The sequence below is a fragment of the Roseibium sediminicola genome (assembly GCF_023156505.1).
Classification (GTDB): Bacteria; Pseudomonadota; Alphaproteobacteria; order Rhizobiales; family Stappiaceae; genus Roseibium; species Roseibium sediminicola.
Genome location: NZ_JALNMJ010000011.1, coordinates 65,423 through 89,422, shown reverse-complemented (window position 1 = coordinate 89,422; position 24,000 = coordinate 65,423). Strand labels below are relative to the sequence as shown.

Annotated in this window: 20 protein-coding genes; 12 read left to right on the top strand and 8 right to left on the bottom strand. The window is 60.6% G+C overall.

The annotated features are described in order from the left end of the window. Positions 1 to 411 precede the first annotated feature (411 nt). Positions 412 to 1,122 (bottom strand): winged helix-turn-helix transcriptional regulator, encoded by a 711-nt coding sequence (locus M0H32_RS16350; protein ID WP_248155908.1) that lies wholly within the window; start codon positions 1,120 to 1,122, stop codon positions 412 to 414. 153 nt (positions 1,123 to 1,275) lie between these two features. On the opposite strand from M0H32_RS16350, the gene M0H32_RS16345 reads away from it, so the two are divergent. The 7 genes from M0H32_RS16345 (at position 1,276) to M0H32_RS16315 (ending at position 9,759) form a co-directional block, all read left to right on the top strand. After that, the gene (locus tag M0H32_RS16345; protein ID WP_248155906.1) at positions 1,276 to 2,082 is read left to right on the top strand and encodes a class I SAM-dependent methyltransferase; all 807 of its coding nucleotides are present in this window, start codon (positions 1,276 to 1,278) and stop codon (positions 2,080 to 2,082) included. A gap of 57 nt (positions 2,083 to 2,139) precedes the next feature. Continuing rightward, positions 2,140 to 2,799: an aminotransferase class III-fold pyridoxal phosphate-dependent enzyme gene (locus M0H32_RS16340; RefSeq protein WP_345779340.1), complete on the top strand. Its 660-nt coding sequence runs from the start codon at positions 2,140 to 2,142 to the stop codon at positions 2,797 to 2,799. A 289-nt stretch (positions 2,800 to 3,088) separates the two neighbouring features. Next, positions 3,089 to 3,379: a hypothetical protein gene (locus M0H32_RS16335; RefSeq protein ID WP_248155904.1), complete on the top strand. Its 291-nt coding sequence runs from the start codon at positions 3,089 to 3,091 to the stop codon at positions 3,377 to 3,379. A gap of 81 nt (positions 3,380 to 3,460) precedes the next feature. Next, positions 3,461 to 5,650 (top strand): efflux RND transporter periplasmic adaptor subunit, encoded by a 2,190-nt coding sequence (locus M0H32_RS16330; protein ID WP_248155902.1) that lies wholly within the window; start codon positions 3,461 to 3,463, stop codon positions 5,648 to 5,650. Further along, positions 5,650 to 8,829, top strand: coding sequence for an efflux RND transporter permease subunit (locus tag M0H32_RS16325; protein WP_248155901.1), 3,180 nt, complete (start codon positions 5,650 to 5,652; stop codon positions 8,827 to 8,829). Before M0H32_RS16330 ends, M0H32_RS16325 begins: the two co-directional genes overlap by 1 nt. A gap of 40 nt (positions 8,830 to 8,869) precedes the next feature. Beyond that, on the top strand, positions 8,870 to 9,211 hold the full coding sequence (locus tag M0H32_RS16320) for a copper-binding protein (RefSeq protein ID WP_248155899.1): 342 nt from the start codon (positions 8,870 to 8,872) through the stop codon (positions 9,209 to 9,211). Positions 9,212 to 9,303: 92 nt separating this feature from the next. Then, complete coding sequence (locus M0H32_RS16315) at positions 9,304 to 9,759, top strand: copper-binding protein (protein WP_248155897.1); 456 nt, start codon at positions 9,304 to 9,306, stop codon at positions 9,757 to 9,759. A gap of 88 nt (positions 9,760 to 9,847) precedes the next feature. On the opposite strand, the gene M0H32_RS16310 is transcribed toward M0H32_RS16315, so the two are convergent. The 6 genes from M0H32_RS16310 to M0H32_RS16285 form a co-directional block, all read right to left on the bottom strand. Continuing rightward, positions 9,848 to 10,738, bottom strand: coding sequence for a sugar kinase (locus M0H32_RS16310; RefSeq protein WP_248156088.1), 891 nt, complete (start codon positions 10,736 to 10,738; stop codon positions 9,848 to 9,850). A 75-nt stretch (positions 10,739 to 10,813) separates the two neighbouring features. Next, positions 10,814 to 11,134: a cupin domain-containing protein gene (locus tag M0H32_RS16305; protein WP_248155895.1), complete on the bottom strand. Its 321-nt coding sequence runs from the start codon at positions 11,132 to 11,134 to the stop codon at positions 10,814 to 10,816. A 16-nt stretch (positions 11,135 to 11,150) separates the two neighbouring features. Further along, a complete protein-coding gene (locus tag M0H32_RS16300) occupies positions 11,151 to 11,897 on the bottom strand; it encodes an SDR family NAD(P)-dependent oxidoreductase (protein WP_425607330.1) in 747 nt (248 codons plus the stop codon). A gap of 94 nt (positions 11,898 to 11,991) precedes the next feature. Then, a complete protein-coding gene (locus M0H32_RS16295) occupies positions 11,992 to 13,272 on the bottom strand; it encodes a TRAP transporter large permease (protein ID WP_248155891.1) in 1,281 nt (426 codons plus the stop codon). Between the two features lies 1 nt (position 13,273). Then, positions 13,274 to 13,804: a TRAP transporter small permease gene (locus M0H32_RS16290; RefSeq protein WP_248155889.1), complete on the bottom strand. Its 531-nt coding sequence runs from the start codon at positions 13,802 to 13,804 to the stop codon at positions 13,274 to 13,276. A 63-nt stretch (positions 13,805 to 13,867) separates the two neighbouring features. Then, positions 13,868 to 14,860, bottom strand: a complete 993-nt coding sequence (locus M0H32_RS16285; protein WP_248155887.1) for a TRAP transporter substrate-binding protein — start codon at positions 14,858 to 14,860, stop codon at positions 13,868 to 13,870. A gap of 556 nt (positions 14,861 to 15,416) precedes the next feature. On the opposite strand from M0H32_RS16285, the gene M0H32_RS16280 reads away from it, so the two are divergent. Both M0H32_RS16280 and M0H32_RS16275 read left to right on the top strand, forming a co-directional pair. Next, positions 15,417 to 16,133, top strand: coding sequence for a ribonuclease activity regulator RraA (locus M0H32_RS16280; RefSeq protein WP_248155885.1), 717 nt, complete (start codon positions 15,417 to 15,419; stop codon positions 16,131 to 16,133). A gap of 26 nt (positions 16,134 to 16,159) precedes the next feature. Next, complete coding sequence (locus M0H32_RS16275) at positions 16,160 to 16,840, top strand: FadR/GntR family transcriptional regulator (protein ID WP_248155883.1); 681 nt, start codon at positions 16,160 to 16,162, stop codon at positions 16,838 to 16,840. A gap of 151 nt (positions 16,841 to 16,991) precedes the next feature. Here M0H32_RS16275 and M0H32_RS16270 read toward each other — a convergent pair whose 3' ends face one another. Continuing rightward, complete coding sequence (locus tag M0H32_RS16270) at positions 16,992 to 18,221, bottom strand: aromatic ring-hydroxylating oxygenase subunit alpha (RefSeq protein ID WP_248155881.1); 1,230 nt, start codon at positions 18,219 to 18,221, stop codon at positions 16,992 to 16,994. Between the two features lie 432 nt (positions 18,222 to 18,653). On the opposite strand from M0H32_RS16270, the gene M0H32_RS16265 reads away from it, so the two are divergent. From M0H32_RS16265 to M0H32_RS16255, 3 genes are all read left to right on the top strand, one after another. Continuing rightward, positions 18,654 to 20,549, top strand: coding sequence for a DUF4114 domain-containing protein (locus M0H32_RS16265; protein ID WP_248155879.1), 1,896 nt, complete (start codon positions 18,654 to 18,656; stop codon positions 20,547 to 20,549). A 251-nt stretch (positions 20,550 to 20,800) separates the two neighbouring features. Beyond that, entirely contained in the window at positions 20,801 to 22,396 is a 1,596-nt protein-coding gene (locus M0H32_RS16260) for an HlyD family efflux transporter periplasmic adaptor subunit (RefSeq protein ID WP_248155877.1), read from the top strand. Continuing rightward, positions 22,396 to 23,991, top strand: a complete 1,596-nt coding sequence (locus M0H32_RS16255) for a glycosyltransferase (RefSeq protein ID WP_248155875.1) — start codon at positions 22,396 to 22,398, stop codon at positions 23,989 to 23,991. Before M0H32_RS16260 ends, M0H32_RS16255 begins: the two co-directional genes overlap by 1 nt. Positions 23,992 to 24,000 lie beyond the last annotated feature (9 nt).

Here is a 24,000-nt window from a genome sequence, read left to right as displayed (position 1 = left end):
GGTCAGGACTCATCAATTTGATCGAAATGGCGCAACAAACTGCAACGAGTTGCAAGGAAAAGCGCGAAAAGCGGGCTTCATGCCCGGTTGAGCGGTTTGACGCAGCAAATCTAAGCCGTTTTTGCGTCCCTCCGGGATAGGGTGAATTTGCCCGGCAACGTCGTTGCAAATCTTTGGAAACCGGACGGTTTCCTGCAGCTTTGCGTCTCGTATCCGAACAAATTCATCCCTACCATTTCACTCAAATTAATGGGTCCTGACCCTAGGCCCCCGGTATGACGTGATGCAGGTCTCGCGAAGCGCGATCCGGTCCGAGCCGCGCGCGCCATTGTTCGCGTTGGCTTCGCATTGACGTGCAAACTCATTTCGGAGGAGGTTTCCAGGGCAGGCTCAACTCCTCATCTGGTCGCATTAGGCCGAAGAAACAGATGCCTGGTTGCCAATCGCCAGGAGGCTCAAGTTGAACCAGCGCGAAAAGGCCTGGACATGAGACCTTTCGCCCTCAAGCAATAGTTCGTGCCTTCGGATTGCCAGCTCAAGCGGCACGTGTCCAAGCCAGATCTGGGTCAAGGTTCGAATATGTGCTGTAACGGCAAGGCCGGTTTCATAACCCGGATCTCGCATGCAAATTTCGATTTCCCCATCCCGAAAAAGCAGCCAAAACCGACTGCGCTTGATTGGGACGCCCAAGAAATGAAAGAGCACAACAAAGTGTTGATTCTTCGGGATGCCTTCGCTCGTGACCCTGCGCCTGATGTTCCACATCAGAAGGTCGGGATCGAGATTTTCGTCCTTCGTCATGTCGTCGCTGCTATGCGTCTGCGCCCAATGCCCCATACTTTCAAGGATCGGGAACAATGCGCGCCCCGCATCGGTCAGTCGATAAACATGCCCCGTTCCACTTTCGGCCGGCTGACACGTGAGGATGCCGTTGTGTTCCAACTCCTTCAATCGCTGTGAAAGCAGTGCGCTGGACATGCGGGGAAGGCCACGTCGCAGATCGGAATATCGCGTACTGCCGAAATACAGCTCACGCACAACCAGCGGAGTCCACCGGGTTGTCAAAAGTTCGGCTGCCCTCGAAATCGGGCAGAATTGACCATATCCCTGACGCTTGCTCATGCTTTTAAGCCTAGCGACAGCGCACTTTTCGTTCAACTTCAGTTTATGAACTTGAGTGCCATGTGGCCGTGATGAAAATGGCAGAAGAGCTTATTAGTCACGCGGTGGCGGGATCATGGCCCGTCAACGTCCCTGGCACTTGAAGGGGTGAAGATGATGGTCGCAGAAGCAAAATACGACACGTGGATGGCGGGGCAAAGCTACGAACATTACATGGGGCGATGGAGCCGCATGGTGGCGACGAGGTTTCTCGACTGGCTGGACGCGCCGAACGATGCCGACTGGCTCGAGTTGGGATGTGGCACTGGAGCCCTTACGTCCGCCATTCTCCGCAAATGCGCTCCAAAGTCGCTCGTTGCAACGGACGCGTCCCAGGACTTTGTCGCTCACGCAAGACGGACCATCGCGGACCCGCGTGCCAGCTTCCAAGCTGCGGCCGCAGAGAAATTGCCTGCTGATGACGGCAGCTTCGATGTGGTGACCTCCGGGCTAGTCCTGAATTTTGTTCGCGGCCGGGCGGCAGGGCTTGCGGAAATGAAGCGCGTGCTGCGCCCCGGCGGCCTGCTGTCGTTTTACGTGTGGGATTATCCTGGTGGAGGAGTCGGCTTTATCGACGCCTTTTGGAAAGCTGCGGCGTCCCTTGAGCCGAAAGCGAAAGAGCTCGATGAGGCGTCGCGGTTTCCGTTTTGCACGAGAGATGGGCTTGCCGGACTGTGCGCTGAGGCAGGGATCGACAATCCGGATATCTTTCAGGTCGAGGTCGTCACGGAATTTGCCGATTTCGAGGCGTTCTGGCATCCCTTTACGCTGGGGGCTGGTCCGGCTCCGGGGTATTGCGAGAGCTTGTCGGAAGACCGGCGAAGCGCCCTGAAGTCACGACTGAAAGAACAGTTGGGACACAATAGCCCGATCAGTCTCATGGCGCGCGCCTGGGCTGTGAAAGCGGAATGTCGGGTCTAATCCCCCAGGGAGCACGTCCAACAAGCTGTCTGTCTCCCGTGTCGCCATGGGACGATGGTGGCAGAGACATGCGGCAAGCATGACATTCTCTATGTGTCTGACGAGGTCGTCACCGCCTTCGGCCGGCTTGGCCATGTGTTCGCCTCAAAAGACGTCTTCGGCGCCAAGCCGGACTTCATCACCTTCGCCAAGGGCGTGACCTCGGGTTATTTCCCGCTCGGCGGCATGATGGTGTCCTCGCGCCTCCTTGAAGAGCTGCGCAGGTCCAACCATCCGGACGCCATGTATGCCCATGGCCTGACCTATTCCAGCCACCCGATCGGCTGCGCGGTCGCCATGAAAAACCTCGATCTCCTGGAAGACGGCCTTCTGGACCATGTGCGCGAGATTGCACCGTATTTCCTGAGCCAGCTGAAGACCCTGGAAGAGCTGCCGCTGGTGGGCGAGGTGCGCGGCATCGGCCTGATGGCCTGCGTCGAATGCGTCGCCGACCACGACAGTCACAACCCGCTGCGCCTCGACACGGAAGTCGGCCAGCGCATCGACGCCCACTGCCAGGACCTCGGCCTCCTGGTCCGTCCCCTGATCAACATGTGCGTCATGTCCCCGCCACTGACGATCACCCGCGCCCAGATCGACGAGATGGTCGGGATCCTGCGGGAGGGGATTTCCCGGACGATGGCCGATTTGCGGCGGGAAGGGCTCTGGGACGGGTGAGGTACTTGGGTTTCGGACCGTCAGGTCCGGCCGTGTCGTGACCGGGAACACGCTCCTTGCCGTTGTCTCTCCCGCCAAGGCCCCGGCACAATGATCGCTGTTGGCATAGGCTTGTTTTCCTGCGGTCAGGGTGGGGCCTTGCCCCGATTGAAATCGCGGCATCGAGCCTCTTGTATTTTCCGGGCATGGGACTATATCGCGCAGGATGATTGGATCCGCGCGACAGTTCAGCAGACTTGCAGCGACGCTTTTGCTGGCGTTTGCGCTGGTTTTTGTCGCGCGCGCCCCCATGCAGCATCAGATGGCGGCCGCCGCCGAGGCCGCGTCAAGCGAGGCTGGCATGCCGTGCCAGAAAATGGCCGGTCATGTCATGGCCGACCAGGCCGATGACACACAGGACCGGGACCAGGCCAATATCGACAGATGTTGCGGCGGTGCGCTCTGCGCCGGCTATACGCTGGGCAGCCTGGAGGCCGGCGTCACCTTCTTCATGCGCTCCCTGTCCTTCGGGCAGGCCCTGCCTGATGCCCTGCATGTGGCGGATGCCGTCCTTCCCAAACGTCCCCCACGGTTCCTCTGAGAACATCGTCTCGCGCAACGCGCGAGCTTTCGTTGTTGTACAGGCTGTCGGTTATCCGCCGATGGCAACTCAGAGGTTATCATGCGTGGACGCTATTCCGCGCTCAGCATCCTGGCCCTTGCCGCAGGCGTGGCAGGCGGGGTGTTTCTTGAGCGACTTTATCTAAATCCGGCCGACAAGACGGCGTCGGGGGACGCCGACATTCTCTATTGGGTCGCCCCGATGGACCCGAACTTTCGCCAGCCTGGCCCGGGCAAGTCTCCGATGGGCATGGATCTCATCCCCGTTTATGCGGGCGAGGAACCGTCCGGCGACCCTGCCGAAGTCAAGCTGTCCGCGGCGGAAATAAACGCAATCGGCGTTCGGACGGCTCTGGCGCAGGTCGATGAAATCTCGCAACGGATCGAGACCGTCGGTTTCGTGCGCTACGACGAACACCTGACCAGCCATGTGCACACCCGTGTCGACGGCTGGATCGAGACCCTCGATGTGCGGGCAGTCGGAGACCGCGTCACCAAGGGCGAAGTGTTGTTCGAGCTGTTCTCGCCCGAGTTCGGCGTCGCGGCTTTCGATTTCCTAAGGTCCCTTGAAAACGGCAACGGGTTGTCCGTCGAGGCCGCCCGCAACAAGTTGCGCAGCCATGGGGCTTCCGAAACCCAGATCGCCGAGATCGAGGCAACCGGGGAAGTCGCCCGGCGCATCAAGATCGAAGCCCCGCGCGACGGTGTTGTCATCGCCATCAGCGCCGCGGAAGGCATGTTCCTCCAGCCTGGCACCCAGGCGCTTTCGATCACCAACCTCGACCAGGTCTGGCTGATTGTCGATGTCTTTGAACGGGACATTGCGCGCCTCAGCGCGGACATGCGCGCCGTTGCCCGCTTCGAGCATCTGCCGGGCCGCAGCTTCGAAGGTGAGATCGACTATATCTATCCGGAGCTGGACGCCCAGACGCGGACGCTTCCCGTGCGTCTCCGGTTCGACAATTCGGACGGGCTGCTGCGGCCCAACATGTTCGGCAATGTCAGCCTCGTCCCAAAAGCAACCCGCACGGCCCTGACGGTGCCCTCCGAAGCGGTCATCCGCACCGGGGCGGCGGAACGGGTCATCATCAGGGTTGGCGAGGGCACTTTCAAACCGCGCCTGATCACGACAGGCCTGCGCGACAATTTCGGCGAAGGCGGCCGCACGGAAGTCGCCCAGGGCCTGGCGCCGGGCGAGGAGGTCGTCGCCTCCGCCCAGTTCCTGATCGACAGCGAAAGCGCGCTCAATGCCGGACTGATGCGCATGGCGCCGACCGACGAAGCCCCCGCGCGCGGCACCGGCGAGCTGATTGCCCTCAACCGCGACACCCGCATGGCGACCATCCGTCACGCGGCTCTTGAGAGTGTGGACTGGCCGGCCATGACATCGCGGTTTCCGGTGCAGGCAACCGTTCCCCTGGAGAGGCTGAGCGAAGGGCAACAGGTGACCTTTCGCGCGGCACGGGGCGCCGACGGTCTGTTGGGTCTGATCGAACTGGGCAGAGACGATGGCGTTGCTGCGACCGGGACGGGCACCGTGCTCGCGGTCACTGCCGACGGCAAGCTGACCCTCGATCACGGCCCGGTCCCGGACCTTGGCTGGCCCGCCATGCAGATGGACCTGGCGGTTGCCGGTCTCGATCCTGCGACCGTACCGCTGGAGGTTCCGGTCGAGTTCGATCTTTCCAAGGACGACAGCGGCCTGTTCTCCATCGTCGCGGTTCGCCCGATGGATGGTGGGGACTCGGTGTCGCCGGCACCTGCTTCTGCAGAGCCGGAAGCGGCCGCTCCGATCACCGTTTCGGGAAAGATCGATGCCATTGATGCGGAAGCCGCCAGCGCAACGATCACCCATGGCCCCATCGCTGAGATCGGCATGCCGGGCATGACCATGGCCTTTGCCGTCGATGAAAAACTCGACCTTGAGGCCCTGCCGGTCGGCGTTGAGAGCACTCTGACTTTCGACCGCCCGGACGGCATGACCATGGTGCTGGCGAAGGCGGAACCGGTTGCGCCGCCGATGGAAGTGCGCGGCACGATCAACGCCGTCGATGCGGACGCGGGGACCGCGAACATCACGCACGGGCCGATGACCGAGATCGGCATGCCGGGCATGACGATGGATTTTGCCGTCGATACGGCGCTCGGGACCTCCGATCTGCCCCTGGACCGCGAGATCACGCTGCTGCTGCGGCGCAATCCGGATTTTTCCATGACGCTGGTCGGGACGCGCCTTGAGGAGAGCATGTGATGATTGCCGCAATCATTCGCGCCTCCATAGCCAACCGGTTCATCATGCTGGCGCTTGCCGTCATGATAGCCGTTGCCGGGGTCTGGGCGGTCCGCGAAACGCCGGTCGACGCGATCCCGGACCTTTCGGACGTTCAGGTGATCGTGCGCACGCCCTATCCGGGCCAGGCGCCGCAAGTGGTCGAGGACCAGATCACCTTCCCGATGGCCACCGCAATGCTGGCCGTTCCGGGCGCAAGCGATGTTCGGGGCTTCTCCTTCTTCGGCGACAGCTATGTCTACATCGTCTTCGAGGACGGCACCGACCTCTACTGGGCCCGGACCCGCGTTCTGGAATATCTGGGGCAGATTTCGGCAAACTTGCCCGAAGGCGTGTCGCCCCAGCTCGGGCCGGACGCCACCGGTGTCGGTTGGATCTATCAATATGCCCTGATCGACAGGACCGGCAGTCACGATCTGTCGCAGCTCAGGGCCCTGCAGGACTGGTTTCTGAAATACGAACTCCAGACCGTCGACGGTGTCTCGGAAGTCGCCACCATCGGCGGCATGGTCAAGCAGTACCAGGTTGTCGTCGACCCGAACAAGCTGCGCGCCTATGACGTGACGCTCGCCCAGATCCGCAATGCCATTCAGGCGGCGAACCGGGAGACCGGGGGCAGCGTCATCGAGATGGGTGAAGCCGAATTCATGGTGCGCTCCACCGGCTATGTCGACGAACTTGCCGACCTCGCCAAGGCACCTTTGATGGTCAATGACCGCGGCGCCGCCCTGACGCTCGGGGATGTCGCCGACATTCGCCTCGGGCCGGAAATGCGCCGCGGGGTCGGCGAATTCGGCGGTGAAGGCGATGCGGTCGGCGGCGTGGTGATCCTGCGCTGGGGCGGCAATGCCCTGGCGACGATCAAGGCCGTCGAGGCCAGGATCGGTGAACTGCGCGCCAGTCTGCCCGAGGGCGTGGAGATCGTCACGACCTATGACCGTTCCGGTGTGATCGAGCGGGCGATAGACAACCTCAAGGAAAAACTGACCGAAGAGTTCATCGTGGTCGTGCTGGTCTGTGCGGCCTTCCTTTTGCACATCCGCTCGTCGCTGGTCATCCTGCTGTCACTGCCGCTCGGCATCGCCGCGGCCTTCATCGTCATGAAGCTGCAGGGCGTCAACGCCAACATCATGTCCCTTGGCGGGATCGCGATCGCGATCGGTGCGATGGTGGACGCGGCCATCGTGATGATCGAGGCGATGCACCGCCGACTGGAACACGAAAAGCTGACCCCGGAAAACCGCTGGAAGATCGTCGGCGAATGTGCCTCGGAAGTCGGCCCGGCGCTGTTCTTCTCGCTTGCGATCATCACCGTCAGTTTCCTCCCGGTCTTCGTTCTGGAGAGACAGGAGGGCCGGCTGTTCAAGCCGCTTGCCTTCACCAAGACCTATGCCATGGCGGCGGCGGCGATCCTCTCGATCACGCTGGTGCCGGTGCTGATGGGCTATTTCGTGCGCGGCCGGATCCTGCCGGAGAGCAAAAACCCGCTAAACCGGATCGTCATCTGGATCTATAGGCCGTTCCTGGACGCCGCCGTCGCCTGGCCCTGGGCAACGACGCTGCTGGCGGCCGCCCTGGTCGCTTCGCTGTGGTGGCCGCTCCAGCGGATCGGCACGGAGTTCATGCCGGAGCTGAACGAGGGTGATTTCCTCTACATGCCGACGCTCTATCCGGGCGTCTCCATCGGCAAGGCGCGTGAAGTCCTTCAGCAGTCGGACCGGCTGATCGCCACCGTGCCGGAGGTGCTGACCGTCCACGGCAAGCTGGGCCGTGCGGTCACCGCGACCGATCCGGCGCCGCTGACGATGATCGAGACAACCATTCAGCTGAAACCGCAGTCCGACTGGCGTACCGGCATGACCATGGATCGCATTCGGGAGGAACTGGACAAGGCGGTTCAGATCCCGGGCGTCACCAATGTCTGGATTCAGCCGATCAAGAACCGGATCGACATGCTAGCGACGGGCATCAAGACCCCGGTCGGGGTCAAGATCACCGGTGCGGACCTTGAGGTCATCGAAAAGGTGGGCATCGAGGTCGAGACCGCCGTGTCCGGCATTCCGGGAACCGCGTCGGCCTATGCCGAACGGCCCGTCGGCGGCCGGTTTGTCGAGATCGACGTCAACCGGGAGGCCGCCGCTCGGTTCATGATGAGCGTCCGTGACGTCCAGGACGTTGTGCAGACCGCGATCGGTGGCATGCAGGTCTCGGAATCCGTCGAAGGGCTCGAACGCTTCCCGATCAACCTGCGTTATCCGCAGGAGTGGCGCAACAGTCCGGAACGCCTTCGGGACCTGCCGGTGGTGACACCGTCGGGCGCCCATATCCCGCTCGGAGCGCTGGCGGAGGTCAGCGTCGTCGATGGCCCGGGCATGATCCGGTCTGAAAACGCACGCCGCACCGGCTTCGTCTTCATCGACATCGCCGGGCGCGACCTCGGCGGCTACGTCGAGGAAGCCCGCAGGGTGGTGGCGGAGAAGGTCCAATTGCCGCCCGGCTATTCGATCTCGTGGTCCGGCCAGTACGAATATATCGAACGCATGCAGGAGCGTCTGAAGCTGGTGGCCCCGGCGACGCTGCTGATCATCACCCTGATGCTGTTCATGGCGTTCAACCGGGTGATTGAGGTCGGCATCATCCTGGCCGCCCTGCCGGTCGCGCTGGCCGGTGGCGTCTGGTTCCTCTGGTACCTCGATTTCGACATGTCGGTCGCGGTCATTGTCGGCTTCATCGCGCTGGCGGGGGTCGCCGTCGAGACCGCCATCGTCATGCTGCTCTATCTCAACCTGGCCTGGGAGAAGCGGAAGAAACTTGCCGCAGGCGAGGCCCGGAAAATGACCACCCTGGACGTCGAGGAGGTTGTCTTCGAAGGTGCGCTGCTGCGTGTCCGGCCCAAGGTGATGACGGTCGCGACCATCTTCGCAGGCCTGATCCCGATCATGTACGGGCAAGGCACGGGGTCGGAAATCATGCAGCGGATTGCCGCTCCCATGGTGGGCGGTATGGCAACGGCGACCCTTTTAACCCTCTTCGTCATTCCCTCGATTTTCGTCATCTGGAAGCGGCTCGCGCTCCCGCGCGTGAACCGCGAACTCAGCCAAAGGACACCGGACATCGGAACGGCGCAGCCGGCCGAATGATCCCGTGGAACACCAAGCACTCCAAAGAAAGGACCCTGAAATGAAGACTCTCACGCTCCTGGCCTTCCTGTCCCTAGCCATGACGCCCGCTGCCCTGGCGCAGTCCTCGCATGGCATGGATCATTCCAACATGCCGATGTCCGGTGAACAGATCGAAGGCGCGGTTCACGCCCAGGCCGTCGTCAATTCCATTGGCGATGGCACCGCCAATGTCAGCCACGACCCGATCCCCGAGATCGGCTGGCCGGCCATGACCATGGACCTGACCGTTCTGGAAGGCGCCCAGATGATGGGCGGCATCAACGCCGGCGACACCGTCACCCTGATGCTGGTGAAAGGCGACGACGGCATGTACGCAATCGGCGCGATCATGCCGAACTAAGCTGAGACCGGCAGCCGCCTCCCGGACCAACCCGCCCGGGAGGCTGCGCCTGGCCGCAAGCGAACTTATCCAAAGAACATCTCACAGAGAACATGAAACCTGTCCCCATCTTCCTGGCAGCGGTGCTTGCAGGCCTGCTGACAATCGTTTTGTCGACACCTTCCCGGGCCGGGCTGCACAGGTCGGCAAATCCGGTCGCTGTTCAGCTGCCACCCGAGAACATGTATCATGCGGAACTCGAACGCATCGGCGCGCAGCTTTTTGGCGCTATCCATCTGCGTGCTGTGATCAATTCGCTGTCGGAAGGGGCCGTGAACGTCAGTCACGAAGCCAATCCAGCGATCGGCTGGCCCGCAATGACCATGGACCTTCCACTTGCTCCTTATGCGAAGATCGCACCCGGCATTGGAGCCGGACATTCCGTGACCTTGATGCTGACACTTGGCGATCAGGGCAGCTATCGTGTCGCGGCGATTTTTCCTGCGGCAACGCCTGAGCCGTTGGTGAGCGAGCGCGACCCCTGCGAGCGCAGGGGCGCCGCAAATTGACGCCGTCTTTTGTTGCTGGATAGCCGTGCGGCTTCAAAGGCAAGATCGCGACCAGCCAAGGGGCCTTGTTGTTTCTTCCCCGCAGCCGTCACAGCTGGACGAGCGCCCCCGGTCCCTGAATGACCTTTGCCGCGACACGGGAGGCTGCGGCGATCATGTCGTGTTGCGGGATGTCCCGGTCCAGTTCCGCGAAATAACCCGCGTTGAAACTGTCGCCCGCCGCCGTTGTGTCGACGATGTTGGAAATCCGCGCGACAGGGACGGTGTCACGCTTCCCCTGGTGGCCAAAGGCGACCGGGTGCGGGCCGTTTTTGACAATGACACGGTCCGCGCCGGCGCAAAGATAACGCTCGATGGTCGCGCCGGGATCGGCGTCGCCAAAATGAAGGGCCTCGTCTTCAAAGGAGGGCAGCACGATGTTGCTGGCCGAGGCGCCCGACATGACAACCGTCTTCATGGTCTCCGGATCGGGCCACAGTCCGGGACGCAGGTTAGGATCGAAGGCGACGGTTTTTCCGGCTGCGTGCGCCTGCCGCAGGGTCTCCAGAAGGGAACCGCGCGTATCGGCCTTGAGGATCGCAAGAGTTATTCCGGAAAAATAGATGACGTCGGCGGCGGCAATTGCCTCGGTCAAGGTTTCTATTTCTTCGGCGAGGCATTTGGCGGCGGACATGTTGCGCCAATAGGAAAAGCTCCTTTCGCCATCTGCAAGTTCTATGAGGTAGAGACCGATGGTCCGGTCGGAGCGTCGCAAGATCAGGGAGGTGTCGATGCCGGCTACCTGCATTTGCCTGATCAGGCTGTCCGAAATGTTGTCCGTTCCGACCGCCGTGAAATAGGCTGCTTCAATGTCGGGACGCAGGGCACGCAGGTACCAGAGCGTATTGAACGTGTCTCCGGCAAATCCCATGCGAAAAGTTCCGGGCGTGCCGCAGGGTGCGAATTCGGCCATGCATTCGCCGATGGACAGGAAGCGCATTCCGGTTTCCTTGAAATTGGAGCGGGAAAGAAACACGCAGTCACTTTCCCTGGCTTCTGAGGGGCTGGGGTCTGATCAGAGAAAATCGTCTCGTCTTGGCGTGAAGCAATCGACCAGCCGGCCGGGCTCCAGGCAGACGCAGCCATGGGTCAGGCCGGAGGGAATGACGAAGCTGTCGCCCGCCGAAACCTCCCGCTGTTCCTCGCCGAGGAAGAACCTGAACCGCCCGCTCTCCACGAAGGTCGACTGCACATGCGGATGATTGTGCAATGCGCCCTCGGCTCCGGCATTTGCGAAGCAGAACGCCACCACCATCAGCTCCGGATGATCGGCCAGAACCTGGCGGGTCACGCCTTCCCCGGTTTTAACAACATCAAACACGGCCATGGCCCGCATCCTTTCCGTTCAAAAATCAGCTGAAGAACAGGCCGCCATTGATGTCGACATTTGCGCCGGTCACGAAGGCAGAATCGTCGGTTGCCAGGAAGGCAACAAGGTTGGCGACATCTTCGGGCGTGCCCTGGCGTTTCAGGGGCGTTGCGGCCTCGACTGTCTTGCGCACTTCCGGCTTGGTGAAGACGTTGTGGAAGTCGGTGTCGATCATGCCCGGACAGAGTGCATTGACGCGGATGTCCGGGCCGAGTTCCTTGGCGAGGCCCCGGGTCAGGGTCATGATTGCGCCCTTGGACGCCGCATAGGCCACCGCGCCGCCGCCGCCACCGTCGCGTCCTGCCTGGCTGGCAATGTTGACGATCGCGCCGGACTTTAGATGCGGAAGACACGCCTTGATCATCAGGAATGTGCTGGTCAGGTTGAGATCCATCACCGCGCGCCAATGATCCAGCGACATCTCGGCAATGGTCTTGCGGGCGATCAAGCCGCCGGCATTGTTCACCAACACATCGAGGCGGCCGAATTCCGAGACGGTTCTGGAGACCAGAGACCGAACATCGGCTTCGGAATTCAGGTCTCCCTGAAGGGCGAACGCCGTGCCGCTGGCGGCCTTGATCGACGCAACCGTTTCTTCCGCACCGGCGCTGCTGGAAAAATAGTTGATGGCGACAGAGGCACCTTCTTCGGCAAGTTTCAGGGCGCAGGCCCGGCCGATATCCCTGCCGCCCCCGGTCACGATTGCAGCTTTTCCCATAAGTTTCATGATCTTGTCCTTAAATAACTATTTGGCTGCCGGACTGTCCGGCCGAGAAGGTGTGGGCTTGGCCCGCGATTGGCTGGCCTTCTTTTCTGCCGGGCCGTCAGTCGAACAGCGACGGCAGGAACAGGGAGAAGGCGGGCACATAGGTGATCAGCATCAGGGCGACGAAAAGCGCCAGATAGAATGGCCAGATCGACTTGAGCGCCTCCTCGATCCTGATCTTGCCGACCGCGCATCCGACGAAGAGGCACGTTCCGACCGGTGGCGTGCACAGGCCCAGGCCAAGATTGACCAGCATCATGATGCCGAATTGAACCGGATCCATGCCCAGTTCGCGGGCGATCGGCAGGAAGATCGGTGTGCAGATGAGGATGAGCGCCGCCATGTCCATGATCATGCCGAGCATCAGCAGCATCACATTGATCATCAGCAGAATGACGATCTTCTCCTCGGAGATCCCGAGCAGGAATTCGCTGAGCTTTGCCGGTACCTGATAGAGCGCCAGCAGATAGGCAAAGGAACTGGCGAAGCCGATCAGGATCATGACCATGGCGGTCGTTCTGAGCGCGGAGGTCACCGAGATCACGAAGCTGTCCCAGTCGAGGCTCTTGTAGACAAGGGCCGTCAGCAGAAGCGCATAGATCGCGCCGAAAGCACCCGACTCGGTCACGGTGAAGATACCGGACAGGACGCCGCCGACAATGATGACCGCCGTGATCAGGCCAGGAATGGCGCTAATCGCCGTCTGTCCGACAACGCGCCAGCCGGGAAAGGGCTCCGCGCCGTAATTGTGCTTCAGGGCGACGACATAGGCTGCGATTGCCAGGCAGATGCACATCAGGATACCGGGAATGACGCCGGCCAGGAAAAGCTTGGAAATGGAGATCCCGCCACCGGCCGCGACCACGAAAATGATCATGTTGTGGCTCGGCGGGATGACGATCCCGGCGATCGATGAGGTGACGGTGACATTGACCGCGTAGTCCGGCCTGTAGCCCTTGCCCTTCATTACCGGAATGAGCAACGATCCCAGGGCCGAAATGTCGGCAATTGCCGATCCGGAGATGCCACCGAACAGCATGCTGGAAAAGATGTTCACCGAGGCAAGTCCCCCACGGACATGACCAACTAGCGACGAGGCCAGCTTGACCAGCCGCACGGCGATCCCGCCATGCAGCATCAATTCGCCGGCAAAGACGAAAAAGGGGATTGCCAGCAGGGAAAAGGACGCCACGCCCGAAATGGAGCGCTGAAAGGTCATCAGCAGCGGAAAGCCCTCGTACCAGAACGCTGCCGCGGCCGAGATGCCCATGGCGAAAGCGACGGGCACGCCCAGGATCACACTGACGCCGAAGACGCCAAGCAGGATTGCGAGACCCATGTCAGATTACCTTCTTGTCTTGGTAGATCTCGCCGCGCAGCAGAAAATGTCCTCTCATGAGAACTCGCGCTCCGGCAAAAACGATCATCAGCCCGCCGCACAGAACCGCCGACAGTGTTCTGAAACTTTCGGGAATGTTCAGCATCGGCAGCCGTGTTGACCAGCCGAACTCGAATAGCTCTAGACACGCCGACAGCATGACGGCGCCAAAAAGGGCAAGGCACAGGTCCGTCAGCAGCAAAAGCCCTTGCCGCAGGCGCGCGGGCAGCGCGTCGCGAAGGAAGGTGACGCCGAGATGAGACTGTTCGTGGATGCCGATGGCGGCACCGAGAAAGGTGATGTAACAGATCAAAAGAAGCGCGAGCTGTTCGACCCAAGTGGGGGTCTGGTTGAGAACATAGCGTCCGAAAACCAGCCAGCCGAATGTCGCGACCAGGACGACCAGGGCGACCGAGCCGACCAGAACGCAGAGGCGTTTCAGGCGGTCCAGCCAGATTTCGAGCTGATGCCAGACGTTTGCATTATGAGGCATTGAGGCTGCTCCAGAGCCCGCAGGGCCGTGCCAGAGGAGTTGGCACGGCCCCGGGCAACGGTGTTACTGCGCGTTTCTGAAAAGGTCGACGAGGTCAACCAGATCCGGGTTCTGTGCCAGGAAGGCATCATACACCGGCGCCATTGCCGCCTGGAATGCGGCTTTGTCCTCGACCTTGTTCACGGCAACACCGCCTTCCTCGACTTTCGCCATGCTCGCAGCCTCGCGTTTCTGCCAGAGCTCGCGCTGCAATGCCGTGCTGTTGCGCCCGGCTTCTCTGACGATGTCCTGCTGCTCGGGCGTCAGGGCGTCAAAAGTCTTTTTGCTCATGCACAAGCACTCGGGAATGATCAGGTGCTCGGTCAGTGAATAGAATTTCGCAACTTCGAAGTGGTTGGTGGATTCATACGACGGCGGATTGTTTTCCGCGCCATCGACGACGCCCGTCTTGATCGCCTGGTACACTTCGGCGAAAGCCATCGGCGTTGCGTTGCCACCCATGCTGTCAACCATGCCGACAAAGAGGTCGTTGTTCATGACGCGGATTTTCATACCTGTCAGGTCTTCCGGTTCCTGGATGGACTTCACCGAGGTGTAGAAGGACCGGGCGCCAGCGTCATAATAGCCGAGCGCGACAATACCCTTTGCTTCAAGGCCCTTGCTCAAGGCTGCTCCGGCCTCGCCGTCCATGAGCTCGTACATCTGCGGCACGCTTTTAAAGATGAACGGCAGTGAGACGACGTTGGCTTCCGGAACGACCTGGCCCATCGGCCCGAGGCTGAAGACGCCGAAATCGATCACTCCGAGGCGGGTCTGTTCGATGGCATCCGGCTGCGAGCCAAGCACACCGCCATGAAAGACCTTGCCGGTGATCTCGCCGTTGGACTTTTCGCTGACCTCCTTCACGAAGGCTTCCATGCCGTGAGAGACGGGATAGTCCTCCACATGAATGTTCCAGCCGCGCAATTCCCTTGCCTCGGCCGACAGGACCGCCGCGGAGGTCGCGATGGCGGCGACAAAAGCGGCGCTCAGTTTCAAAGATTTCAATAGGGTCATGAGTTCCTCCCTGTTTGACCAGGCAAGACGATACGCAATTTACAAATTTTTACAAGTTGAAAAAACTAGCGAACAAATTCTTACGCATATTTGGTTTAAAGAGCTGTTTTTGCAAAAGATTTCTCGAAATGAGGTTTGGCAAGACAATAAGGAGAACTTGTCAAAAGGTCGAAATTCAATCGATTAATTTTAATTGGAGATCGCATTTTCGATCATCTATCGCCGAGCTGTGACCCTCGTGTTGGCCGTGCTGCAGGCGCATGAGAAAGGCGGCATTCCTGGAGGCGTGTCTGCCGCCGATCGATGCCAAACGTTGGAGCGAAGGCTCGATGTGTCTCAAAAAAGTGAAAATTTTCAGTAATCTGCAAAAGGGACTTAAACCGTGACCTGGTAAGGCCCGTGTCATTTGAGCCGTGTGTGGCTGCCGGAGCCAAGGTCTTGGCGCTGCCTGGGTCTTGAGTTCAGAAAATTACAAATAATTGACAAATTAAGCGTCGGGAGATAGTCGTTTGGAACCATCGACCTGCCCAGAACACCAAGGTGACGGAGCTTTTCAATGTCAGACCTTGACGATAGCACTCACAAAAAGCTGCTGAATGTCAGCTCCGCAACGCTCACAACCGTGATGTTCAAGCGCGGCCTGAAGAACATATATCTTCAAGGTGTGAGCCGGCTGCGCCCCGGGCCGAACATGGTCGGGCCGGCCTTTACGCTCAGATATATCCCGGCGCGGGAGGACCTTGATCATCTGGAATCCTTTGCAGACCGCAACAACGCACAGCGCAAGGGCGTTGAGGAATGTCCGGCCGGGGCCGTCTTCATGATCGATTCGCGCATGGATGCGTCCGCGGCCTCTGCGGGGTGTATTCTTGCAACACGGCTGCAGGCGCGCGGTTGCCGCGGCCTCGTCACGGACGGCGGCTTCCGGGACACGCCCGATATCGCGGAACTAGACATGCCGGCCTATCACAGCCGTCCCAGCGCACCGACCAACCTGACCAAGCATCACGCGGTTGCGGTCAACGATCCGATCGCCTGTGGCGGTGTTTCCGTCTTTCCGGGTGACATCATTGTCGGCGACAATGAAGGTGTTGTCTGCATTCCACGCCATATGGCACATGAGGTTGCATGTGAGGCAGCCGAAATGACCGTTTTTGAAGACTTTGTGCTAGAGATGGTCAGGCAAGGGGCCTCCACATTCGGGCTCTATCCCCCGACGGACCCTTCAACCAAGGACAGGTTCAACGCGTGGCGTCTGGAAAACGGCAAATAGTCAAGGCGGTGGCGAGCGACGGTTATATGCGTGACCGGACCTTGTCCGACCGTGCCTATGAAAACATTCTCGCCAAGATCGTGGATGGCGACATTCCGGTTGGCGGCAAGTTGCCGACGGAACAGGATCTTTGCAACGAATTTGGAATATCGCGGCCGGTGCTGCGCCAGGCCCTGAAGCAATTGCGTGAAGACGACGTCATCGTTTCCCGGCAGGGGTCCGGCTCTTTTGTCAAAAGGCGGCCCGAAGGCGCGGTGCGCGATTTTGCTCCGGTTGGCTCGATCGCCGACATTCAACGGACCTTTGAATTTCGCGCCGCGATTGAAGGTGAGGCTGCGTTTTTCGCTGCGCAACGCCGCACCGATGCGGATCTCGCCGAAATGCGCAGCGCCCTGGAGGAGCTTGATCGCTGCATCCGGGAAGGAGAGCTGGGTGTGGCCGCCGATGAGGCCTTTCATGTCGCGATCTGCGATGCCGCCGACAACAAGTATTTCGCGGCTGCCCGGTCCTCCATGCAATCGAACATCCTCACCGGGATGAACCTCACCCGTAACCTGTCGCTGACCAAGCCGCAGACGCGCATGAAGCTGGTTCAGTCAGAGCATTACCGCATTTTTGATGCCATCAAGGCAGCTGATCCGGAAGCGGCACGGCTGGCGATGCGCAATCATGTCGAGAACGCGAGAAAGCGGATTTTCGAAGGCTGAAGTCGGTCTGTGCCGCCGCCTTTGCAGGTGGTGCAGTCGGCTTCCCAAATGTCACACTTTGGCGCAGTGGCGCGCGGTTGAAGAAAAGCCCGCATCCTGAAGGATGCGGGCTTCAGGCGGCCGCTCCCGTGGGGTGGGCGCGGCCATCCCGTCATTCGGCAGCCTGTTGGCCTGCCTTTTCGGCCTTCGCCGCCAGCATCTCCGCATTGATCTCCGCCAGCCTGGCTTCTTCCGGCTCATCCTTCAGGGTCAATACCGGCAACACCTGGCGCAGCTGGTCGTGGTAGGTCTTCACGCCGTATTCCAGGTCGGAGAGGTAGAAGCCGGCGAAGGATTTGGACTTCATGGCCTCATTGGACCAGATCGTCAGCTGGACGTCTTCCTCGATTGTGGCCCGGTCGATGCGGTCGATCAGGTAGCGGGTGGCGCGCTGCCGGCGGGATTCCCAGGGGTATTTGTAGCTGGCGCCGCGCAAGAGCGTCTGGCCGGTCGAGAGCGGCACCTCGTTGTAGAACTGGATCGCTTCCGGCATGAAGATGATGACGTTGGACGGGAACAGGCCATAATAGCCCCAGGCCTTTTGCAGGTGCTCCGGCAGATGGGTCGTTTCCGGCTGCAGGTTGATGTAGTTGCGCACGCTCCAGAGCCGCCCGGCATGGGGATTGAACGTGGCGAAGGACCGGGTCGTGCCGCCGACCCAGGGCTCGTCGTAATAGGCTGCGCCGTAAAGATCCTGCAGGGCGGGATGGGCCATCGGCACGTGATAACCCTCATTGTCGACGTCGCGCACGGACTTCCAGTTGACCTCGGAAATCATGTCGGTAACGCCGCTGGCCGGCAGCAATTCTTCCATCTTGTAAAGCGCGGCTTCTTCGGCGAAGGGCTGCATCATCTCCGCGACGGAGGGCTGCGGCCCCTTCTTGAAGCGGATATAGACAAAGCCCATCCAGGTCTCGAGCTCGAGCGGGATCAGGCCGAATTCATTTTTATCAAGTTCGGGGAAGGAGTTCGGCCGCGCCGCGCCGCGCAGGGTGCCGTCGAGATTGTAGACCCAGCCGTGGAACGGGCAGATCAGCGCGTTTTTGCAGGTGCCCTTCTCGTCGGCGACCACCCGGCTGCCCCGGTGGCGGCAGATGTTGTGAAAGCCGCGCAAAACGCCGTCGGTGCCGCGCACGATGACCGCGCGCTCGCCGACCGCGTCGAAGGTGAAATAGTCGCCCGGTCCCGGCACGTCGGAGATGTGGCAGGCAATCAGCCAATGGGTCCGGAAGACGTGTTCCTTCTCCAGTTCCAGGAAGGCGTCGCTGTGATAGCTCCAGGCCGGAAGGCCGCTCCGGTCCCAGTTTTCCGGTGGAGCAATGTTGCGCGAATTCCACTTCATGTCTGTCCCCACTCTCACATATTGTTTGAATGTTCATTCAATATAAGTCTAAAAACAGCTATTTGGCAACGCCTTGTAGAAAATGAAATTGGTAAAACTCCCTGTAGAGGCGCTGAATTCGGCCGGCGTCGTTTCAAGGCTGGGCAAGACGCAGCGCTCGAGCGCTCGCTTCGCTTGTCTGTTCAGTCGTTTCCCTGGCTTTCGCGAGGCCGAGTTGAAATGGGCGCGTCCCAAGGCTCAAAACGCGCATTTGCATTATGGGAAGATCGCTTCCGAATTGAGAAGTTACCGACGCACATGTGTTGTCAGCCTCTATTTTAGATATTGATTTTCAAATGAAAATTTCGGCTGTCATTCGATGTGCCTCTGGCCCTTGCCTTGCACTGCCCTGGCTGAAATGCGCACACGCGCAGCAGCAAAGGAGTACAAGACATGGCAAGTTTGCCAGCAACACATCCCGTGATCGGGACGCATGATGATGACGTGCTGAACGGTACCAGTCTGTCGGATGTCATGTCCGGCCGGTTCGGCGACGACATTCTCTCCGGCCACAACGGTAATGACGAAGTCTGGGGCGGCACCGGCGACGATATTCTCCACGGCAACAGCGGTGATGACATTCTCTATGGTTCCGGCGGTCCGGCCCTGGTCCAGATTACCTCCGTCGAGATTGCCGACAACTATCCCGTCTCGGTCGTATTCGAAGGCGAGACCGCCGGCTATCGCAATACGTTCGGCTATTACAAGGTCGCCGATGACGGCATGATCACGGATGTTCGGTTCATCTGGCCGAACGCCTCGCTGCAGGGCAGCGGCGGCGATCTGATCCAGGGACAGTCGCGTGAATATCTCGACGTCCAGTCCGGCGACAAGATTGCCTTTTTCATCATCTCGAACGGCTACAGCCGCAACAACGGCTATGCCGGCCTCGACATGGAAAATGGCACGCTGCAGTTTCTGAACGCCGACGGCTCGGTAGCGACGCTCGACAGCACCGCGCCGCGGCTCTACCACATCGCGCCGGATAGCGCGAAGACGATGATCCGGACCGACCCGTATCACACCGCCGCCTATGGCGACACGGTGGCGCTCAATCCGGACGGGATCCTGCACACAACGGGTGTCTTGAAGACAGATGCCGGCACAATCACGCTCGGCTTCGAGGATCTGTTCAATGGCGGTGACCGGGATTTCGACGACAGCGTCTTCACGGTGGACATCGGTATCGCCAATGCGCTGTTGCTCAACGCGCATTACACGCAGGAAACCGGGGGAAGGGATCCCGAAACTGGCGCCGGCGAAAACACCTCTGTTGTTGTGCGCAGCGACAATGACACGCTTTTCGGCGGCGACGGTGCGGATGAACTGCACGGCCGGTCCGGCAACGACCAGCTTTATGGCAACAATGGTCATGACGACCTGCATGGCGGCAGCGGCAACGATGCGCTTCATGGCGGGTCCGGCTCTGACAAGCTCTACGGCAACTCGGGCGACGACACGCTTTACGGTGGCCAACAGGATGACTTGCTGAACGGCAACAACGGCAACGATGCCCTTTATGGCGACAGCGGTGACGACACGCTGAACGGCGGCACCGGCAACGACACGCTCGACGGCGGTCATGACGATGACACGCTGATCGGCGGGTCCGGAGACGACGTGCTGTTCGGCGGTTATGGCGCGGACGTTCTGAAGGGTGGTGCCGGCAATGACCAGCTTCATGGCGGTCACCAGGACGACCAGCTTTATGGCGGTCACGGAGACGACACGTTCTTCGGCGATGCCGGCAACGACATGATGCATGGCGGCCAGGGCACCGACACGGTCGACTACTCCGCCTTTGACGTAGACCTGTCGGTCTCGCTCCACAACAAGCGCGCCCATGGCCTGGAGATCGGCACGGACACGCTGAAATTCATCGACAACATCACCTCCGGTGGCGGCAACGACATCCTGAAAGGCTCGAAGGGTGTCAACGTGATCGACGGCGGTGCCGGTGATGATCAGATCCGCAGCCTTCAGGGAGCCGACACGCTGACCGGTGGCGCAGGCGCGGACACGTTTGTCTTCAGGACTTACGACCTGAGCGGGACCGATGACATCCTCGATTTCGAGATCGGAACCGATCTGCTCGATTTTAGCCATCTGGCTGGGCAGCTGGACAACCAGAGCTTCCTCGGCCGCTTGCAGGCCATTGCCTTGCACGACGACACGACCCTGTCGGTCGACCTTAACGGCGACGGCACCTACAAGGACGTCTGCACCTTGCACAATGTCGGCACGCAGAGCATCGAAGCCCTGTACGAAAGCAACTGTTTCCTGTTCTGATCGGTCTCGCCGGGGTCGCTTTTGCAAAATGCGACCCCGGTTTCCGTTCAGCCGGCCTTCCGCTTTTTGCATTTTTGGAAATGCGACACCCTTGCGGAGCGCCCGCGTTTCTTCCCATTTTGCAACTATTCGAATCTCGCGCCGAGTGAGACGAATTATTTCAATGACTTATCTCTTTCTGCCGGCCTGGAACCGTCACCTGAGACTCTCCCTTCGGGTGGCATCAAGTTTGCAACTGTCGCGGTGTCGACATGTATTCAGGACCTGCTTCTGTGGAGATCATTCACGAAAGACCCAGCCAAAGGCTGCACTACCGGGTGGCGGCGCCGATGCGCGTCACGCTCGGGGAGCGCACCTTCACGGCCGCGGACTGGGGCCTCGGCGGCTGCCGGCTCGCAGGGCTTTCGGACAATCTTCCGGCCTCCGGCACGACCCACACGCTGTTGTGTACGCTGCCCTTCCAGGGTTTCAACATCACGCTGAAGACAGAGGCCACGGTTGTCCGTGTCGATGCGGCGAGCGGCGAGGTTGCCTTTAGCTTCACCGAGCTCGGCGAACGTGAAACCGCGTTGATGCAGCATTTCATCGAGGATCTGGTTCGCGGCAAGATGACCGATGTCGCCGACACGATCGTGCGCATCGACACGCCGGTAACGCCGGTGCCGATCAAACCCGATCCCAACCCGGTCGAAGCTATGCCGGTCCGGCGCTGGCCGGTGAAACAGATCGTGATGACGCTGTTCTATTTCGCGCTGGGCGCAGTGGTGTTCGGCTATGTCGGCGTTTACATCTTCGCGACACTGTTCCGGCTGGAAGTCCAGAGCGCGGTCGTCGCCGCCGAGCGGCTGACCGTTACAGCGCCAGTGACCGGCATTGTGTCGGAAAACCTTGTCCGGCTAGGAGACAAGATCACAGTTGGGCAGGTGCTGGCAGAGTTGGAGGACACCGATCATGGCGCGGACCTGCGCCGGGCCCGAGCCGTTCTCGCCTCGACGACGGCCGAACTGGCCGAGACCGAAACGCTGCTCTCCGAGGAAAGGCGCAAGTCCGAGGGCTATGCGCTGGTGGCGCGCAACAATGTCCGCCAGGCGGAATCCCAGCTGGTGGGCATGGAGCTTGCCCGGGACAATGCTCTTTTGAAGGTTCAGCGGATGCGGGACCTGTCCACGAAAGGACTTGTGCGTGCGGATGATCTTGAGGCTGCGGAACTGGAACTGGAATCGCTTGTTTCCGAATTGGAGCGCAAGAAAATCCATATCGAGGAGCTGAAGGAGCTGATTGCCGGTGGCGACAGCATTCGGCTTTTCACCGGCAATGCCTTCGCCGGCCGGCTGGCGGAGATGGAGGCCCGGTCAGCACGACTGAAAGCCGAGAAGGATCACCAGAAAGAGGTGGTCGCGAGCCTGTCGGGCAAGACCTCGAAGCAGACGGTCGTCTCCCCCTTGAACGGGCGGATTGTCGATGCGCCTAACCCGGCAGGGGTCGCAGTCAAACAGGGTGAACCGCTCTTCGTGCTCGAAGAAACCGGCGCGGAAACCGTGCAGGCATTCCTCACTCAGGAAGAGGTGCTGCAGGTGCGCATCGGCACAAGGGCGAAGCTCTATCTGCCCGCCGAAGGCCGCTGGCAGGAGGCAGAGGTCAGCATGATCGACCGCACTGCCGGATTTGTCGACGAGATCTCGGAAACCTATCGCTTCCGCGCCCCGGACGCGCGCTCGGCCCAGGTTGTCCTGGCACCGCTCGGCGCTGACTTGCCGCCAAGCGGCACGCCCGTCGTGGTCTATTTCGAGCGTCACCGGAACAATCTGGTTTGGCGCACGGCCGAGCAGCTGCTGGAGGCATTCTGATGGATCCGGACAGGTCTTCGCGTGCCTATGACGTCGATGAAATCACGGATCAGCCAAAGGGCTGGGCCAAGTGGACACCGTTTGCCCTGTTCCAGATCACGCTCTATTTCGGCGTCTGTTTCATCGGCCTGACCACCTTCGAAAACGTCTTTTACAGCCCCGCGACGCGCCAGATTACCTTCGTGATCGGGATCCTCGGCATCTGGCGCTATGGCTGGTGGTTCACCCATGCCGTTCGGGCCTGGATCTACGGCCGCTTTGTCTATCCGTCCATGCGCGATGCCGGCCGCAAGGTCTGGGAAGAGGGCTGGCGGCCCCGGCATCTGCATTTCATGATGACCACCTACAAGGAACACCGGGACATCACGGAAAAGGTCATCCGCTCGATCTGCCGGGAAATCCGCGATGCCGGCGTGCCCGGCACCATCTGGCTCGGCTCGGGCGACCGGTATGACGAAGACCTGATTTCCAACCTCTTGACCAGGGAATGGTCGGATCTCGACGTCACGCTCCATGTCGTGCGCCAGAACCAGCCGGGCAAGAGGCTCGCCATCGGCCTGGTCCTGAGGGCCATGAGCCGCGGCGAAGTCGAGGACGATGACCTGATCATCTTCATGGACGGCGACTTCATCCTGGCGAAAAACGCCGTCGGTGCCTGTCTGCCGCTGTTCAAGCTTTACCCGGACCTGCAGGCCTGTACCACCGACGAGGAAGTGCTGTGCATCGGACCGCGCTGGATAGCCAACTGGCTGACCATGCGCTTTGCCCAGCGCCGGCTGGCGATGCAGTCCCACTCCCTGTCGGGCCGGGTCCTGACCCTGACAGGCCGCATGTCCGTGTTTCGCGCCAATCACCTGGTGAAACTCAAGTTCATCCGCCTGCTGGAAGCCGACCATCTCGAGCACTGGCTCTGGGGCAAGTTCCGTTTTCTCTCCGGCGACGACAAGAGCACCTGGTACTACATGCTGCAATCCGGCTGCCGAATGCTCTATGTGCCCGACGCCATGGGCTACACGGTGGAAGTGATCGAAGGCTCCGGCATGGACCGGATGGTGCAGAATTTCCGGCGCTGGTCAGGCAACATGCTGCGCAACGGCTCGCGCGCCCTGGCGCTTGGCCCGGGACGCATGCCGTTCTTCATCTGGTGGTGCCTGCTGGATCAGCGGGTGTCCATGTGGACCATGCTGGTCAGCCCGGTGCTCGCCCTGTCGACCTCGGTGCTGTTCGATCCCTATTACGTGTTCGGCTACGTGGTCTTCATCTGCATCACCCGGATGCTGCTGTCGCTGTTTCTCTACCAGTATGCGCGCAAGGTCGATCTCAGCTATCCGTTCATTCTCTATTTCAATCAGCTGATCAATGCCTCCGTGAAGGTCTACTGCATCTTCCGCCTGTCCAAACAGCGCTGGTCCAACCGGGGGGACCAGCGTGCCGGCGAGGGCGACGGGCTGATCGCGACGCTGCAGAACTGGATGGCGAGCTACCTGACATTGCTCTACGTCACGATGCTGTTTTTGGGCGTCTGCCTGATGGCCGGCCTGATCGATCCGCCCAGCGCCGGGCTGATCTCGGTCGTTCTCGGGCTGCCCGCCTGAGATCCGACA